Source organism: Bordetella trematum (genome assembly GCF_900078335.1).
Taxonomy (GTDB): domain Bacteria; phylum Pseudomonadota; class Gammaproteobacteria; order Burkholderiales; family Burkholderiaceae_B; genus Bordetella; species Bordetella trematum.
In genome coordinates this window covers 309,842-325,821 of sequence record NZ_FKBR01000011.1, presented here as the reverse complement: position 1 = coordinate 325,821, position 15,980 = coordinate 309,842, and the positions used below count along the sequence as shown (strand labels likewise).

Below are 15,980 nucleotides of genomic sequence, written 5' to 3'. Positions count from 1 at the left end.
CAGGGCGAGTTGACCCGGAACGGCCGGGTCCTGACGGTATCGTAAAAGAAAAGCGGCCTGTCCCCGTATGCCGGCGGCGGGCCTCAGGCGGTTTCGTTGAACAACTCGCGACCGATCAGCATGCGGCGGATCTCGCTGGTGCCAGCGCCGATTTCATACAGTTTGGCGTCGCGCCAGAGGCGGCCCACCGGATATTCGTTGATGTAGCCATTGCCGCCCAGCAGCTGGATGCCTTCGCCGGCCATCCAGGTGGCGCGTTCGGCGGTGTACAGAATCAGCGCGGCGCAGTCCTTGCGCACCTGGCGCACGTGTTCGCGGCCCAGGCGGTCCAGGTTCTTGCCGACCGTGTAGCAGAAGGCGCGGCTGGCCTGCAGCGTGGTGTACAGATCGGCCATCTTGCCCTGGATGAGCTGGAATTCGCCGATCGCCTGGCCAAACTGCTTGCGATCGTGCACATAGGGCACGGCCACGTCCATGACGGCCTGCATGATGCCCAGCGGGCCGCCCGACAGGACGGCGCGTTCGTAGTCCAGGCCGCTCATCAGCACGCGCACGCCGCCGTTGACCTGGCCCAGCACGTTCTCCTCGGGCACTTCGCAGTCTTCGAAGACCAGTTCGCCGGTATGGCTGCCGCGCATGCCGAGCTTGTCCAGCTTCTGCGCCACCGAGAAACCATGGAAACCCTTCTCGACCAGAAAGGCGGTGATGCCGCGCTGGTGCGCCTCGGGGTCGGTCTTGGCGTAGACCACCAGGGTATCGGCATCCGGGCCGTTGGTGATCCACATCTTGCTGCCGTTGAGCACGTAGCGGTCGCCCTTCTTCTCGGCCCGCAGGCGCATGCTCACCACATCGGAGCCGGCGCCCGGCTCGCTCATGGCCAGCGCGCCGACGTGTTCGCCGGAGATCAGTTTGGGCAGGTACTTGGCTTTCTGCGCCTCGGTGCCATTGCGGAAGATCTGGTTGACGCACAGGTTGGAGTGAGCGCCATAGGACAGGCCGATAGAGGCGCTGGCCCGCGAGATTTCTTCCATCACCAGCATGTGAGCCAGATAGCCCATGTTGGTGCCGCCATATTCCTCGCTGACGGTCATGCCCAGCACGCCCAGCTCGCCAAACTTGCGCCACAGGTCCATGGGGAATTGATCGTCGCGATCGACTTCGGCGGCGCGTGGGGCAATTTCGCTCAGGGCGAAACTGCGCACGGCGTCGCGCAGCATATCCAGGTCTTCGCCCAGATCGAAATTCAGGCCGGGAAGATTCATCGCCATCTCCGTGTGAGTAAGTGCTCGCTGGTTGGGCCGCCTGGGGCGGTCGCCCACGCCTGCCTGCGGCAGGCAAAGGTGCAGCGGTGATATTACGTTTACGTAAACGTAAAGATCAGTCGGGTTTTCCCTAGTCGATGCCCGCCCTGGCTGATTTTGGCGCGTGTAAGATCAATCGCTATCTGTAGTCCTATTCGTTGAGGGAAAGCCAATCATGGTCGAGCTAAGCGATCTCGATGCAATCGTCGCATTGCGTCGCGATATTCACGCGCATCCGGAACTTTGCTACGAGGAGCACCGCACGGCGGCCCTGGTGGCCGATACGCTGCGCAACTGGGGCATCGAAGCGCATACCGGCATCGCCAAGACGGGCGTGGTCGGGGTGCTCAAGCTGGGTGAGTCGGACCGCGCCATCATGCTGCGCGCCGACATGGACGGCCTGCCCATGCAGGAAGAGAACCAGTTTGCCCACCGCTCGCGGCATGACGGCAAGATGCATGGCTGCGGCCATGACGGCCATACGGCCATGCTGCTGGCGGCAGCACGCCACCTGAAGCAGCATGGCGGTTTCGACGGCACGGTGTACTTCACCTTCCAGCCGGCCGAAGAAGGCGGCGCAGGTGCGCGCGCGATGATCCAGGATGGCCTTTTCGACCGTTTTCCCTGTGAAGCGGTGTTCGGCATGCACAACTGGCCCGGCATCGAGGCCGGCGCCTTTGGCGTGTGCGCCGGCCCGATGATGGCCGCGGCCAATGGCTTTCGCATCACCGTCACCGGCAAGGGCGGCCATGCGGCCGCGCCGCAGGATTGCGCCGATCCGGTGCCCGCGCTGCTGGCCATCGGCCAGAGCCTGCAGACCATCCTCACGCGCAGCAAGCGCCCGCTGGATGCGGCAGTGCTTTCCATCACACAGATCCAGGGGGGCGGTCCGGTCATCAACGTGATTCCCGACAGCGCCTGGCTGGGTGGCTCGGTGCGGGCCTACCGCGCCGAAGTGGTGGACCTGATCGAGCGCCGCATGCACGAGATCGCCAGCAACATTGCCGCAGCCCATGGCTGTCGGGCCGAGGTGCACTTCGAGCGGCGCTATCCGGCCCTCGTCAATACCGAGGCCGAGACGGCCTTCTGTCTGGATGTCATGCGTGAAGTGGCCGGCCCCGGGCATGCCGGTGTGATCGAGCCGGTGATGGCCTCGGAAGACTTCGCCTTCATGCTGCAGGAAAAGCCGGGCTGCTATGTCTTCATCGGCAACGGCGATGGCGAGCACCGCATGGGCGGGCATGGCCTGGGCCCGTGCAATCTGCACAACGGCAGCTACGACTTCAATGACGCCCTGATCGCCCCGGGCGCTTCCTATTGGGTCCGCCTGGTACAGCGTTACCTGGCCTGAGTCTTTCTGAGAGCAAGTGCCGGCCGCCGCTTTCAGGCGGCCGGGCAAGAGGAGCAAGCATGCAGTTCAAATCGTGGTTCACCCTGGCAGCCCTGGGCGCGGTGATGGTCGCCGGTGCGGCCCAGGCGCAGGACTGGCCCGGCGCCAAGCCCGTTACCCTGGTCGTTCCCTATACCGCAGGCGGCACGGCCGACGCCGTCGGCCGGCGCCTGAGCGATGTGTTGCGCAAGGAAACCGGCGCGACCGTGATCGTCGAAAACCGTCCCGGCGCCGGCGCCGGATTGGGCACGGATTTCGTGGCGCGCTCGCCGGCTGACGGGCATACCCTGTTGCTGGCCTCGACCAGCCCGCTCACCATCCTGCCGCATCTGCGCAAAACCAACTATGACCCGCTCAAGGATCTGGAGCCGCTGGCCAGTGTCGCGGTCGCCCCTGTGGCGGTGCTGGGCACCAAGGCGCTGCAAGCCAAGGATTTCGCCGGCCTGATCGACTATGCCCGCAACCATCCGGAAGCGGTGCGTTTCGGCACGCCCGGTTCGGGGTCGGTGGCCCATGTGGGCATGGCCTCCCTGACCGCTGCGACCAAGACCTTCATGACGCACGTGCCCTACCGGGGCAACAGCCAGGCCCTGACCGACGGCCTGGGCGGGACGATCGAGCTGCTGGCCATCAATAGCGACGTGGCCCTGCCGCACGTAGCCAGCGGCGCGCTCACGCCCCTGGCAGTGATGGCGCCGCAGCGCCTGGAGGTCTGGCCGTCGGTGCCGACCCTGACCGAGCTGGGCCTGCCGCAGGCGCAGTACTTCTCCAATTTCGGGGTGTTCGCGCCGGCCGGCTTGCCGGTGGGCACGCAGCGCAGCATCGAGGCTGCGCTGCAGCGCGCCGCCGCGCATCCGGACTTTCAGGAGTTGTTGAGCAAATCGTATCTGCAGCCCGGCACCGGCGCAGGCGAAGCCTTCGCCAAGCAGGTCGAGCAGGAGTTCGAGGCCAACCGCCAGATCATCGAGGACAATGGCATCAAGGCCGAATGACGCCTGGATTCAGGACTTGCGGGCCAGCAGGTCCTGGCATTGACGCTCCTGGACGGCGATTTCGGCCAGGGTGTCGTCGATGTCGCGCCGCTGCTGCTCCAGCGTGGCGCGATGCTGGCTCAGCACGGCAAGATACTGGCGCAACTGCGGCACGTTGTCGCCGGGACCATCGTACATATCGATCAGGCTGCAGATCTCCGAGAGCTGCAGCCCGAGCCGCTTGCCCCGCAGGGCCAGCTTCAGGCGCGTGCGGTCGCGCGTGCCGTAGATGCGGTTGCGGCCTTCGCGCTGCGGGCTCACGATGCCCTGATCCTCGTAGAAGCGGATCGTGCGGGGCGTGATGTCGAACTCGCGTGCGAGTTCAGAGATGGTCCAGGTTGACGTGGGCATGCGGCGTGTGGCAGTTTACGTAAACGTAAATTATGATGACTTGACCCCAAGGTCAAGCGCGGGAGACAGACCATGAATCCGAATGAGCAGAAATTGCAGTATCCCTGGGGCGATCAACAGCCCGAACCCGGTCATGCGCTGGAGGTGGCGCCCGGCGTAAAGTGGATACGCATGCCCTTGCCGTTCGCGCTGGATCACATCAACCTCTGGTTGCTGCGCGATGAGCAGGATGGCCGCCAGGGCTGGACTATCGTTGATTGCGGCATTTCGCGCAACGAGGTCAAGGAACTGTGGCAACAGGTGTTCGAGCGCGAACTCGACGGCTTGCCGGTGCTGCGGGTGCTGGTCACCCACATGCACCCTGACCACATGGGGCTGGCCGACTGGCTGTGCCAGCGCTGGCAGGCCCCCTTGTGGATAAGCATGACGGATTTCATGGTGGCGTCGCTCTGGTCCGGCCGGGGCAACAGCGCCGCCGGCGGCGAAGGCGCGGTGGCGCACTTCGCCCGCCACGGCCTGGTCGACCTCGAGGCCCAGGAGCAGATCCGCCAGCGCTCGGGCTATTACCCCAATCTCGTGCCCAGCGTACCGGCCAGTTACCGCCGTGTGATGGACGGCGACATGATCCGCATCGGCGCCCACGTCTGGCGCGCCATTGCCGGCTATGGCCATGCGCCCGAGCACATGGCGTTTTTCTGTGCGGACCTCAACGTGCTGATCTCCGGCGACATGGTGCTGCCGCGCATCTCTACCAACGTCAGCGTGTTCGATTACGAGCCCGAGGCCAACCCCCTGCCGCTGTATCTCCGCTCGCTCAATGCCTATGGCGATCTGCCGCAGGACACCCTGGTGCTGCCGGCCCATGGCCGGCCGTTCCGTGGTCTGCATGAACGTATCGCGCAGCAGCACAGCCATCATGCCGATCGCCTCGATGAGGTGATGCAGGCCTGTCGCGAGGCGCCCTGCTCGGCGGCTGACATCGTGCCGGTGCTGTTTCGTCGCAAGCTCGACCTGCATCAGCTGACCTTCGCCATGGGCGAAGCGCTGGCGCATCTGCACGCGCTGTATTTCGAAGGCCGCCTGGCGCGCCAGGCCGATCCCGACGGCGTGCTGCGCTTTCGCGCCTGTTGAGGCGGGCGCCTAGGGCGCGGCGCGAGCCGCGTCGCCGCCCGGGCCGAAACGTTTCACGATCAGTTCCTTGACCCGGCTGGCGATGGGCGAGAGCGCCTGCTGGCGCGGCCAGATCATGTTCAGGTGGGTACTGAATTCCGCATCGGCCACCGGCACCAGGGCGGGCAGCCCCTGCACGCCCAGTTGCGCGAAGCTTTGCGGCGCGAACGCGATGCCCAGGCCACGCTGCGCCATCAGCAACATGGGTAGCGTCTCGCCGCCCCAATACACCACGTTGGGCGCGAAGCCCGCGTTCCTGCACGCCCGCAGGACCATATCGGAAATGCCCGTGCCCAGCGGCGAGCGGTGCAGCAGGAAGCGCTCGTCGCGCAGATCGGCCAGCCGCAGTCGTTCGCGGCCCGCCAGCGGGTGGCCCGGCGGCAGGGCCACGAACAAAGGCTCTTCCATGATGACCTGGCTCTCCAGGTCCGGGGCCACGTGCTGGCTGCGGCAGATGGTCAGATCCAGGCTGCGCTCGCGCAGCTGCTGCAGCATGTAGCCGAGTTCGCCTTCGTGCACATGGAGCATGATCTCCAGGCCCTGGGCGGCCAGATCTTCCATGATGCACGGGACGATGAACAAGCTGGCCGCGGTGGAGCAGCCTATGTGCACCAGCCCGCGTGCGCCCTGCTCGACCTCGCGCAGCTCGCGGCGGATGGTTTGCAGATTGGCCAACATCGACTTGGCACGCAGGTAGAACAGCTCGCCGGTCGCCGTGGGCACCAGTCGGCGTCCGCCGCGATCGAACAGCCCGACCTGCAGCTCATCTTCCAGCTTGCGCAGCAGGATGCTCAGCGGCGGCTGGGTCATGTGCAGGCGCACCGCCGCGGCTGACACGCTGCCTTCCTCGTAGACCGCGACAAAGCATTTGAGACGGTGCTCGTCCATATCAAAACTATATAGAAATAGATTCTATATATATTAGACATTAATCAACTGGCTTTCTAGACTCCTACGCATAGAACTAGCGAGCAGCAATCCAGCTGCCACAGGAGACATGAAATGCATCGTATCCGTCGCCGGGTCATGGGCCTGGCAATCGCATCCTGCCTGGCCCCTCTGCTGGGCCTGAACCCGGCCCTGGCGCAAACCGACTGGCCGACCCGCACAATGAAGGTCGTGGTTCCCTACCCGGCGGGCGGTACTGCCGACGTCATGGGCCGCATGGTGGCCAGCAAGCTGACCAAGGCCTTCCCCCAGACCACCGTCATCGTGGAGAACATCTCGGGGGGCGCCACCGTGCCCGGCGCCATGGCGGTCCTGCGCGATCCGGCCGACGGCCACACCCTGTTCATGGCCAGCGACAACACGCTCAATATCAATCAGTGGCTGCTCAAGGACGCCCCCTACGACGCCGATCGGGACTTCACGCCGGTAACGGTACTCAATACCTATCCGCACTGGCTGATCGTCAATCCGCAGGGGCCGTACCGTAGCTTCGACGCGCTGGTTCAGGCGATTCGCGCCCATCCCGGCAAGATATCCATCAGCGTCAATACCGTAGGCGGCGCCGCCTATCTGGCCCTGGACAACTGGCGCCGGCGCAATGGCCTGCAGTTCGAGATCGTTCCGTATCGCGGCTCGCCCCCGGCGGTGGCCGATCTGATCGGTGGCCATACCGACGCCCACGTGGATGTGGTGGGCTCTTCGATCGGCCAGGCGCGCGCCGCCCGCGTGCTGCCTGTGGCCGTCCTGCAGGACAGGCCGCTTGCGGAGTTTCCCCAGGCGGTCGCACAGGAAAGCAAGGACCCCAAGGCCCTGGCGGTGCGATCCAACCTGTCGGTGGTCGTGCGCGCCGGCACGCCGCCTGCTGTGCTTGAGCGGATGTTTGCCGCCCTGCAGGCGGGCGTCAAGGACGAGGATTTTGCCAGGACGCTGGACATGCTGAGCCTGGATACCGTGCTGCTGCCGCCTGCCCAAGCCAAAACCTTCCTGACGCAGGAAACCCAGCGCTACGGCGCGCTGATCGAGCAATCCGGCCTGGAAAAGCAATAAGGAAGCCTGTTCATGAAGTTTGTCATTGCGCTGATTCGCCACGAAACCAACACCTTCTCGCCCGTCGGCACCGAGCTGAGCGACTTCCGGCGCGGCACCAGCGGCAGCGGCCCGGCCTATGGAGAGGCCGCGCGTCTTGCCTGCGAAGGCACCAATAATGCCGCGGCCGCGTATCTGGACCTGGCGCGCGAGATGGGCGCCGAGGTCGATTTCTCGATCTATGCCAGCGCGGTGCCCAGCGGCCTGGTCAGCCGCGCGGCCTTCGAGGCCCTGTGCGAGGCGGTGCTCGACAGTGCCCGGCAAGGGTGCGACGCCATCCTATTGGACCTGCACGGTGCCATGGTGGTCGACGGCTATCCCGACGCGGAAGGCGAACTGCTGCGCCGCCTGCGCGCCTGCACGCCGGCGGGCCTGCCCATCGGCGTGGCGCTCGACTTTCATGCGAACTTCAGCAGCGAGCTCGTGTGCAACGCCACCGCCATCGCCGGCTACTGCACCTATCCGCACGTGGACGTGTACGAAACCGGCGCGCGCGTCGGTCGCAGCATCCGCGCGCTTCTGGAAGGCCGCAGCCAGCCCGTCGTGCTGTGGCGTCGCCTGCCGATGCTCACGCATATGCTGCGCCAGACTCCCGCCATGCAACCGATGAAGGACATCATGGAGCGGGCCATGCAGGCCGAGCGCGACGGGGAGGTCTGCAACGCCTCGGTCTTCGGCGGCTTTCCGTTGGCCGACATCGCCTGCGCCGGTCTGTCCGTGGTCATCGTCGCCGAGCGCGCGCGCGTTGACGCGGCGCGGCGCCTGCTCGACGAATTGTGCGACCTGGCCTGGTCGCGCCGGGCCGACTTCGTCTTCCCGTCCGAACCCGTGGCGGACTCGATCGCCCACGCCAGGACGCTGGAACAGGGTCCGGTCATTCTGGTGGATCACGGCGACAACTGCGGCGCCGGCGGCACCACCGATGTGATGGACGTGCTGGAGGAGGTCTTGCGCCAGGGGCTGCAGGACGTGGTGGCGGGCCCCTTCTGCGATCCGGCCGCGGTCGCCGCCCTGTTCGAGCAGGGCGTGGGCGCCGATGTCACGCTTGAGGTTGGCGGCAAGACGGACATGCCCGCCCTGGGCCTGGCCGGTCGGCCGCTGCGCCTGAGCGGCGTGGTCGAACGCCTGACGGACGGCGATTACACCGTGACCGGCCCGATGTTCACGGGCGTGCGCCTGAGTCTGGGCCGCACCGCGGTGCTGCGCGTGGGCACCGTACGCGTCTTCATCTCCGAACGCCCGCAAGAGCCATACGACACGGGCGTCTTCACCCATGCCGGCGTGGATCCCGCGCAGTCCCGCTATGTATTGCTCAAGTCGCGCCAGCACTTTCGCGCCGGCTTCGAACCGTTCGCCAGACATATCGTCCTGGTCGGCGGTCCTGGCGTATGCAGCTCGGACTACGGGATCTTCCCGTTCAAGCACCTGAGCCGCCCCATCTATCCGCTTGACGCCGATGCCACGCTGGAGCACGCGCAAAGCTGGCTGGCCGGCAATGCCTGACTCCGGTCCTGGCCATGAGTGAGCTGCTTTTCCCCGCGTGCGCGGTGCTGCTCGGCTACGTAGTGCTGGGCATTACCGGCTTCGGTTCGGCGCTGGTCGTCGTGCCGTTGCTTGCCTGGCGCTGGCCGCTGCCCGAGGTGGTGGCGCTGACCCTGCTGCTGGACGTGATGGCCTCCTTGTTGCTGGGCGGCCTGAACCTGCGGCAGGTCGATTTCGCCGAACTGCGGCGCCTGCTGCCGGGCATGGTGGCCGGCGCGCTGGCCGGCCTGTGGCTGTCGCGCTCGCTGGATGCCCGCTGGCCCGTGCTGGTGCTGGGTCTGTACGTGGCGGCGGTGGGCGCCCGGGCGCTGCGGCCGCGCCCGGCGCGGCCACGGCCGCCAGCCGCCGCGCCGTGGGCCCTGGCCGCGGGCGGCGCCATCGGCGTGGTCGAGATGCTGTTCGGCACTGCCGGGCCGTTGGTGGTTGCCTGGCTGAGCCGACGCTTGTCCGATGTACACGCATTGCGCGCCAGCACGCCGCTGGTCATTACGGTCAGTGCCTGTTCGGTGCTGCTGGCCATGGGTTGGGCAGGTCGTTTGTCGCAGCCCGAGCTGTGGACGCGCTGGCTGGCGCTGGCCGGGGTGGCGGTCGGCGGTGTCCTGCTGGGCCATCGCTGGGCTCGCCATGTATCGCCGGCGGCCCTGCGCAAACTTATTTGCGGCCTGCTGGTGGTCAGCGGGCTGACCCTGGTCGTGCATACCCTGCAGCCAGGCTAGCCCCGCCGGCAAGACGCTGGTCCGCACGGTATTCACGATGACGCAGCAGCCCCCACGAGAAAACCCGATTAGCGAGGAGACCATGTTCAAGCTGAACCTATCCAGATATGCGCCGATCGCGCTGGCGATCGCGCTTGCCGGCGGCGCCTGGACCGCGCACGCGCAAGACAATGCCCCGGTCCGGATCGTGATCGGGTTTTCGGCCGGCGGCGCGCTGGACAACATGTCGCGCGCCCTCGCCGAAGCACTGAAGTCCGAGCTGGGGCAATCGGTGATCGTCGAGAACAAGCCGGGCGCAGGGACTCAGATCGCTTTGCAGACGGTCAAGCGTTCGCCGCCGGACGGCAACACCATCCTGATTTCCCCGGCGCCCCCCTTCGTGCTGTTTCCCCTGACCTACGACAGGCTGCAGTATGACGCCGACAAAGATCTGGTCCCGGTAGCGCATCTGGCCGATACGCCACTGGTCGCGTCGACTGCGAGCAACAGTCCCTATTCCTCCATGCAGGAATACCTGGCCTGGGTTCGGAAGCACCCCGACAGCGTCGGCGTGGGCATGGTCTCGCTAGGCGGCACGCTGCATTTCGGCCTGCTGCAATGGAGCCGGCACAGCGGCCTGAACCTCATGCCCATCGCCTACAAGGGCGCGCCAGCGATGCTGACCGACCAAATCGGCGGCGTGCTGCCCATCGGCATGGACACCGTGGCGGCCAGCAGCGAACTGGCCCGTGCTGGCAAGATCAAGTACCTGGGCGTGACCGGCACCGAGCGTTCCGCCTTGCTGCCCGACGTGCCCACGCTGGGCGAAAGCGGCGCCCCGGGGTTCGAGCAGTCCTCCGGTTGGTATGCGGCGTTCGTGCCGGCCGGCACCCCCGGGGCGGTGACGGAAAAACTGGAGGCAGCCCTGATCAGGATCGTGCAGGATCCGGCGTTCTCGGCCCGTATCGCCCAGCTGGGGCTGGTCCCGACCGGCAAGCCGGGCGCTGAGCTGGCCGCCTTGATCCAGGCGCAGCGCCAGACGTGGCAGCCCGTGGTCCAGGCCTCAGGCTTCAAGGCCCTGCAGTAGGCATGCTTCCGACGGCCGACCGGCGGTTTGGTGACGGCATCGCCACGCAGGCGGTCCAATCACGCGGATCCCGGAGGCGAACAGGCGATTGGGAACCGGCGCCTAGCGGCTGGTGCTGACCAGCCGCAGGGCCAGGCCGATGAAGACCACGCCGGCCAGCCGGTTCAGCCAGCGCTGCGCGCGGGCCGAGCGTTGCAGCATCTGGCCAAAGGCGCCCGAGAAAAATGCGATCGCGCCGAAGATCAGCAGCGTGGCCAGCATGAAGACAGCGCCCAGTTCGATGATCTGCCCGGCCAGCGGGCCGGCCGAAGGCTGGGTGAATTGCGGCAGGAAGGCAAAAAAGAACAGCAGCACCTTCGGATTGGTGAGGTTCATGATGATGCCGCGCCGGTACAGCGCCGCACTGCTGAGGGCAGGGACGCGATTCGCGCCGCCCTCGCCTACCGGGGCGCGCAGCACCTGCCAGGCCAGATAGAGCAGGTAGGCCGCGCCGGCGATCTTGAGGGCATGGAAGGCCAGCGGCGAGGCGGCGAACACGGCGGCCAGGCCGACCGCCACGGCGGCGGTATGCCCCAGCAGACCGGTGCACAGGCCCAGCACCACCAGAAAGCCGGCCCGTCGTCCCCATAGCGCAGATTGCATCAGCACGAAGAGGTTGTCCGGACCGGGCGTCAGAGCCAGCAGCACGGCGATGCCGAAGAAGGCGGTTAGGGTGTCCAGGGGCAACATGCGGCAGGCGCGGCCCGTGGCCGCGCGTGAGAAGGGGTGGGCGCATGATAAGGCATCGTTGCCGCCCTGACTCTGGGTAATATCGATAAGCTTTCGCCGGCGGGCTATCCTGCTACCCTTGCACGCTTTCCCCTTCGTCCCAGCCTTTTGCCATGTCCGACACCTCCTCTGCGCATATCGATACGCTGCTTCAGCACCTGGGCACTGCGCCCTTCGATCCCCAGACCGGCACTGCGCCGGTCAATCTGCCCTCCATGCGCGCGAGCACCGTGCGCTTCAAGAACCTGGACATGCTGGAGCGCGCGCAGAGCCGCAAGGGCAGCGGCGATCGCGCGCTGACCTATGGCCGCATCGGCATGGATACGCATGCGGCGCTGGAAGACGTGTTCTGCCAGCTCGAAGGCGGCACGCATTGCTACCTGGCGCCCTCGGGCCTGGCCGGCGTCACCCTGGCCTTCATGTCGTTGCTGTCGGCCGGCGATCATGCGCTGGTGGCCGATTGCGTCTATGGTCCGGTGCGCGAACTGGACGCGGCGGTGCTCTCGCGCATGGGCATCGAACTGACCTATTACGGGGCCGGCGACGATCTCGAAAAGCTGGTCCGGCCCAATACCAAGCTGCTCTATGTCGAGGCGCCCGGTTCATTGCTGTTCGAAATGCTGGACCTGCCCGCGCTGGCCGAGTTCGCCCAGCGCCACAAGCTGATCCTGGGCACCGACAATACCTGGGGCTCGGGCTACATCTATCGTCCGCTGACGTTGGGCGCGCAGGTCTCGGTGATCGCCGGCACCAAGTACATCGGCGGCCACTCCGACCTGATGCTTGGGGCGGTGGTCACCAATGACGCCGAGATTGCCAAACGCCTGAACCGCACCCAGTACGCCATGGGCTACTCGGTCAGCGCCGATGACGCCTGGCTGGCCCTGCGCGGCGTGCGCACCCTGCCGGTGCGCATGAACCAGCATGCCCGCCATGCGCTGGAGGTCAGCGAGTTCCTGCAGGGCCGTCCGGAAGTCGCGCGCGTCTTCCACCCCGCGTTGCCTTCCGATCCGGGCCATGCGCTCTGGAAGCGCGATTGCAGCGGCTCCAATGGCATGCTGGCCGTGCAGCTGAACCTCTCGCCGCAGGCCGCGCGTACCTTCGTGGACGCGCTCACGCTGTTCGGCATCGGTTTTTCGTGGGGAGGCTTCGAAAGCCTGGTGCAACTGGTCAGCCCCAAGGACCTCGCCCGCCATGCGTACTGGCAGGGTGGCGACGCCCCGGTGGTGCGCCTGCACATCGGCCTGGAGTCTCCTGCCGATGTGATCGCCGATCTGACCCAGGCGCTGGAGCGCGCGGCGGCAGCCTGAACGTCAGGGCATCCCTGGCGGGTGCAATGAAAAAACCCCCCAGTCCCGGATGCCGGGGCTGGGGGGTTTCTCATGCGCGCGGCATTACTGGCCGCGCGCCATGGGGATCAGCTTGTTGATCTGCTGGATGGCGCCGTCATAGCTGTTGCCGGCCAGCACGGGGGAGGTCATGTACTTGCCGCCCACCGCAAAGGAGGGGGTGCCTTCGACGTGATAGGCCTGGGCCAGCTGGTTGGCGCGCTCGACCTGGGTCTGCACGCTGAAGGAGTCGAACACGGCGTCGAACTTGGCGCGGTCCACGCCCTGCTCGGCGGCCCACTCGCCCATGGCTTTCTTGTCGAACAGGCGCTTGCGCTCGCCGTGGATGGCGTTGAAGGCCTTGTTGTGCAGGTCCGGGCGGTCCAGGGCCATGAGCGTGTAGTAGAACTGCTGCAGCGGCTTCATGCCGGCATTGAAGGCCAGCGGCACCCGCTTGAATTCGACATCGGCCGGCTTGGTCTTGACCCAGTCTTCGACCATGGGCTCGATGGCGGCGCAGTGCGGGCAGGTATAGGCAAAGAATTCCAGCACCTCGATCTTGCCCGGGGTGTCTGACGGCTGGGCCGGCGTTACCGGGACATAGCCGGCGTCCTGGGCCATGCTGGGGCCAGCGAAGAAGGTCGTCGCGGCCAGGGCGGCAGCGGCCAGCACACGGGGAAGCGAGAGAGACGACATGCGGATTCCTCTTGAGAAAGCGGTTCAGACCGGGAAGCAGGCCTGGAAGTTCATTTGAGCAGTCTGATCTATTGCTGTTTGACCACGGTGGACTCGATTTTCTCGGCCGCCAGGCGGCTGCGTGCCCGATTCATTTCGTCCAGCTTGGCAAAGGGGCCGACGCGCACCCGGTTCCATTCGGTGCCGCTGACCGTGGCGCGCTGCACATTGGCAGGCAGCCCCAGCAGCAGGATGCGTGCGCGCACCGATTCGGCGTCGCCCGACGTGCGGAAGGCGCCCGCCTGCAGATAATAGCTGCCGCTTGCCGCAGCCGGGGAAGGCGCTGCGCTGGCCAGTTTTTCAGGGGCAGGTTTGGCGGCAGCCTTGGGCGCGGCGGCTGGCGTGGCTGCCTGCGTGCCGGAGGGGGCGGGCGCCTCGCGGCTCTGGCTGGGCAGCGTGGCGATCAGGGCGCCCAGGTCATCGACCGGTTGCTTGGGGTTGCTGGGCAGCGGCACCGGGGTGGTGGCGGTCGGCCCGGTGGGAGGCAGGCCGGCGGGGCCGTCGCGGCCGTACAGACCGAGGTTGGGATCGGGCGCAGTACGCGGATCCATGGGCCGTTCGGTGGCGCTGCCCTGGCGGGTGGCGCGGTCCACGAAGGGGACAGGCGCCTTGGTGACATAGAAGGCCACAGCGGCAGCCAGCACCAGACCGATCAGCAGGCCTGCCAGCACGCCGTAAAGCGTGCTGCCGCCTTGGGAACCTCCGGATTTGCGTTTCGTCGCCATGGACACCTACATGCGTTGCGGGGCGGACAGGCCCAGCAGAGTCAGTCCGTTGGCCAGCACCTGGCGGGTGGTGGCCGCCAGACGCAGGCGCGCCAGCTTGAGCGCCGCGTCATCGACCAGCACGCGCTCGGCGTTGTACCAGGCGTGGAAGTCCGAGGCGCAGTCGCGCAGCCAGAAGGCAATGTGGTGCGGCGCCAGTTCCTGGGCGGCCAGACGCACGATGGCCGGGAACTCGGACAGCCGCTGCATCAGCGCGAATTCGGTGGGTGCGACCAGCGCATCGACCGGGGCGGCGGCGATGGCGTCATCCTGCTCGCCCGAGCCGTTGATCATGGTGCAGATGCGGGCATGGGCGTACTGGATGTAGTACACCGGGTTTTCGTCGCTCTTGGAGAGCGCCAGGTCGATGTCGAACACGAACTCGGTGTCGGCGCGGCGCTGGATCAGGAAGTAGCGCACCGCGTCGCGGCCAACCCAGTCGATCAGGTCGCGCATCGTGACGTAGCTGCCGGCGCGCTTGGAGATCTTGACCTCTTCGCCGCCGCGCATGACCTTGACCATCTTGTGCAGCACATAGGCCGGGAAGTCCTTGGGGATGCCCTCGTCCAGGCCCTGCAGCCCGGCGCGCACGCGCGCCACGGTGCCGTGGTGGTCGCTGCCCTGGATGTTGATCGCGTGATGGAAGCCGCGCTCCCACTTGGCCTGGTGGTAGGCCACATCGGGGACGAAATAGGTGTAGCCGCCCTCGCTTTTACGCATGACACGGTCTTTGTCGTCGCCGGTGCCCAGTTCAGTGGTGCGCAGCCACAGCGCGCCGCCGTCTTCATAGGTATGGCCGTTGGCGATCAGCGTCTGCACGGCGCGCTCGACGCGCCCGGAGGTGTAGAGCGAGCTTTCCAGGAAGAAATTGTCGAACTTCAGGCCGAAGGCCTGCAGGTCCAGGTCCTGTTCGCGGCGCAGGTAGGCGACGGCAAAGGCGCGGATGTCGTCCAGGTTGTCGAGGTCGCCGCTGGCCTGCACCGGCTCGCCGTCGGCGGCCTGCACCGAGGCGCGGGCTGCGAAGTCGCGGGCGATGTCCAGGATGTAGTCGCCCTTGTAGCCATCGGCGGGCCATTGCGGGGCATCGGGCTGCACGCCGCGGGCGCGCGCCTGCACGCTGACGGCCAGGTTGTGGATCTGGTTGCCCGAGTCGTTGTAGTAGAACTCGCGCGTCACGTCCCAGCCGCTGGCGTCGAACAGGCGGCAGATGGCATCGCCCAGCGCAGCCTGGCGGGCGTGGCCGACGTGCAGCGGGCCGGTCGGGTTGGCCGAGACGAACTCCACCAGCACTTTCTCGCCGGTCTTGGCGGCGCGGCCGAAGGCCTCGCCCTGCGCGGCCACGGCGGCGATCACGGCCTGGCGGGCCTGCGCGGTCAGGCGCAGGTTGATGAAGCCGGGGCCGGCGATCTCGGCGCTGTCGATCAGGCCACGGGCCTGGGGGTGGGCCAGCAGTGCCTCCACGATGCCCTGGGCCAGCTCGCGCGGATTGCGCTTGGCGGGCTTGGCCAGCTGCATTGCCACGTTGGTGGCCACGTCGCCATGGGCGGCGGCCTTGGGGCGCTCCAGCAGGATGGTCGGGGCAGCGTCTGGCAGCAGGCCGGCGACGGCTTCCTGTAGCAGGGAAATGAGTTGATGTTGTTGCTCGGGGAGCATGGGCGATCTGTGGAAAAAGTCAGGGGGCGGGAACGCGGCGCCGGAAGTCCGGCGCGCCCGCGGGAAGTGCCTAAATGATAGCGCGAACCCGGCTGTCAGCCGCTGCCGCGCGCAGTTGGCAGAGGGGGACT

General features: G+C 66.8%; 15 protein-coding genes. 8 read left to right on the top strand and 7 right to left on the bottom strand.

Annotated elements, in window-relative coordinates; all coding sequences use genetic code 11:
- Positions 1–83 precede the first annotated feature (83 nt).
- Positions 84–1,262 carry an isovaleryl-CoA dehydrogenase gene (locus A7V84_RS05695; protein WP_025514943.1) on the bottom strand — a complete coding sequence of 393 codons (1,179 nt, stop codon included), beginning with the start codon at positions 1,260–1,262 and terminating at the stop codon, positions 84–86.
- A gap of 214 nt (positions 1,263–1,476) precedes the next feature.
- On the opposite strand from A7V84_RS05695, the gene A7V84_RS05690 reads away from it, so the two are divergent.
- Positions 1,477–2,652: a M20 aminoacylase family protein gene (locus A7V84_RS05690; protein ID WP_025514944.1), complete on the top strand. Its 1,176-nt coding sequence runs from the start codon at positions 1,477–1,479 to the stop codon at positions 2,650–2,652.
- Positions 2,653–2,711: 59 nt separating this feature from the next.
- On the top strand, positions 2,712–3,683 hold the full coding sequence (locus A7V84_RS05685; RefSeq protein WP_063491678.1) for a Bug family tripartite tricarboxylate transporter substrate binding protein: 972 nt from the start codon (positions 2,712–2,714) through the stop codon (positions 3,681–3,683).
- A gap of 9 nt (positions 3,684–3,692) precedes the next feature.
- Here the strand turns inward: A7V84_RS05685 and A7V84_RS05680 are convergent, their stop codons facing one another.
- Positions 3,693–4,073 carry a MerR family transcriptional regulator gene (locus A7V84_RS05680; protein WP_025514946.1) on the bottom strand — a complete coding sequence of 127 codons (381 nt, stop codon included), beginning with the start codon at positions 4,071–4,073 and terminating at the stop codon, positions 3,693–3,695.
- A gap of 72 nt (positions 4,074–4,145) precedes the next feature.
- Between A7V84_RS05680 and A7V84_RS05675 the strand changes: the two genes are divergently transcribed.
- On the top strand, positions 4,146–5,204 hold the full coding sequence (locus tag A7V84_RS05675) for an MBL fold metallo-hydrolase (protein ID WP_025514947.1): 1,059 nt from the start codon (positions 4,146–4,148) through the stop codon (positions 5,202–5,204).
- Between the two features lie 9 nt (positions 5,205–5,213).
- Here A7V84_RS05675 and A7V84_RS05670 read toward each other — a convergent pair whose 3' ends face one another.
- The gene (locus A7V84_RS05670) at positions 5,214–6,131 is read right to left on the bottom strand and encodes a LysR family transcriptional regulator (RefSeq protein ID WP_025514948.1); all 918 of its coding nucleotides are present in this window, start codon (positions 6,129–6,131) and stop codon (positions 5,214–5,216) included.
- Positions 6,132–6,245: 114 nt separating this feature from the next.
- On the opposite strand from A7V84_RS05670, the gene A7V84_RS05665 reads away from it, so the two are divergent.
- The 4 genes from A7V84_RS05665 (at position 6,246) to A7V84_RS05650 (ending at position 10,601) form a co-directional block, all read left to right on the top strand.
- Positions 6,246–7,238, top strand: a complete 993-nt coding sequence (locus A7V84_RS05665; protein WP_025514949.1) for a Bug family tripartite tricarboxylate transporter substrate binding protein — start codon at positions 6,246–6,248, stop codon at positions 7,236–7,238.
- A gap of 12 nt (positions 7,239–7,250) precedes the next feature.
- Positions 7,251–8,780 (top strand): M81 family metallopeptidase, encoded by a 1,530-nt coding sequence (locus A7V84_RS05660; RefSeq protein WP_063491677.1) that lies wholly within the window; start codon positions 7,251–7,253, stop codon positions 8,778–8,780.
- Positions 8,781–8,794: 14 nt separating this feature from the next.
- Complete coding sequence (locus A7V84_RS05655) at positions 8,795–9,535, top strand: sulfite exporter TauE/SafE family protein (RefSeq protein WP_063491676.1); 741 nt, start codon at positions 8,795–8,797, stop codon at positions 9,533–9,535.
- A gap of 82 nt (positions 9,536–9,617) precedes the next feature.
- Positions 9,618–10,601: a tripartite tricarboxylate transporter substrate-binding protein gene (locus tag A7V84_RS05650; protein ID WP_063491675.1), complete on the top strand. Its 984-nt coding sequence runs from the start codon at positions 9,618–9,620 to the stop codon at positions 10,599–10,601.
- A 102-nt stretch (positions 10,602–10,703) separates the two neighbouring features.
- Here the strand turns inward: A7V84_RS05650 and A7V84_RS05645 are convergent, their stop codons facing one another.
- The gene (locus tag A7V84_RS05645; RefSeq protein ID WP_025514954.1) at positions 10,704–11,330 is read right to left on the bottom strand and encodes a LysE family translocator; all 627 of its coding nucleotides are present in this window, start codon (positions 11,328–11,330) and stop codon (positions 10,704–10,706) included.
- A gap of 152 nt (positions 11,331–11,482) precedes the next feature.
- Here A7V84_RS05645 and metC point away from each other — a divergent pair, with 152 nt between their 5' ends.
- Positions 11,483–12,679, top strand: coding sequence for a cystathionine beta-lyase (gene metC / locus A7V84_RS05640; protein ID WP_025514955.1), 1,197 nt, complete (start codon positions 11,483–11,485; stop codon positions 12,677–12,679).
- Between the two features lie 84 nt (positions 12,680–12,763).
- On the opposite strand, the gene A7V84_RS05635 is transcribed toward metC, so the two are convergent.
- The 3 genes from A7V84_RS05635 to argS all read right to left on the bottom strand — a co-directional run bounded on the left by A7V84_RS05635 (position 12,764) and on the right by argS (position 15,849).
- Positions 12,764–13,393 carry a thiol:disulfide interchange protein DsbA/DsbL gene (locus A7V84_RS05635; RefSeq protein ID WP_025514956.1) on the bottom strand — a complete coding sequence of 210 codons (630 nt, stop codon included), beginning with the start codon at positions 13,391–13,393 and terminating at the stop codon, positions 12,764–12,766.
- 68 nt (positions 13,394–13,461) lie between these two features.
- The gene (locus tag A7V84_RS05630; RefSeq protein ID WP_025514957.1) at positions 13,462–14,157 is read right to left on the bottom strand and encodes an SPOR domain-containing protein; all 696 of its coding nucleotides are present in this window, start codon (positions 14,155–14,157) and stop codon (positions 13,462–13,464) included.
- Between the two features lie 6 nt (positions 14,158–14,163).
- Positions 14,164–15,849: an arginine--tRNA ligase gene (argS, locus tag A7V84_RS05625; RefSeq protein ID WP_033534318.1), complete on the bottom strand. Its 1,686-nt coding sequence runs from the start codon at positions 15,847–15,849 to the stop codon at positions 14,164–14,166.
- Between the last annotated feature and the right edge of the window lie 131 nt (positions 15,850–15,980).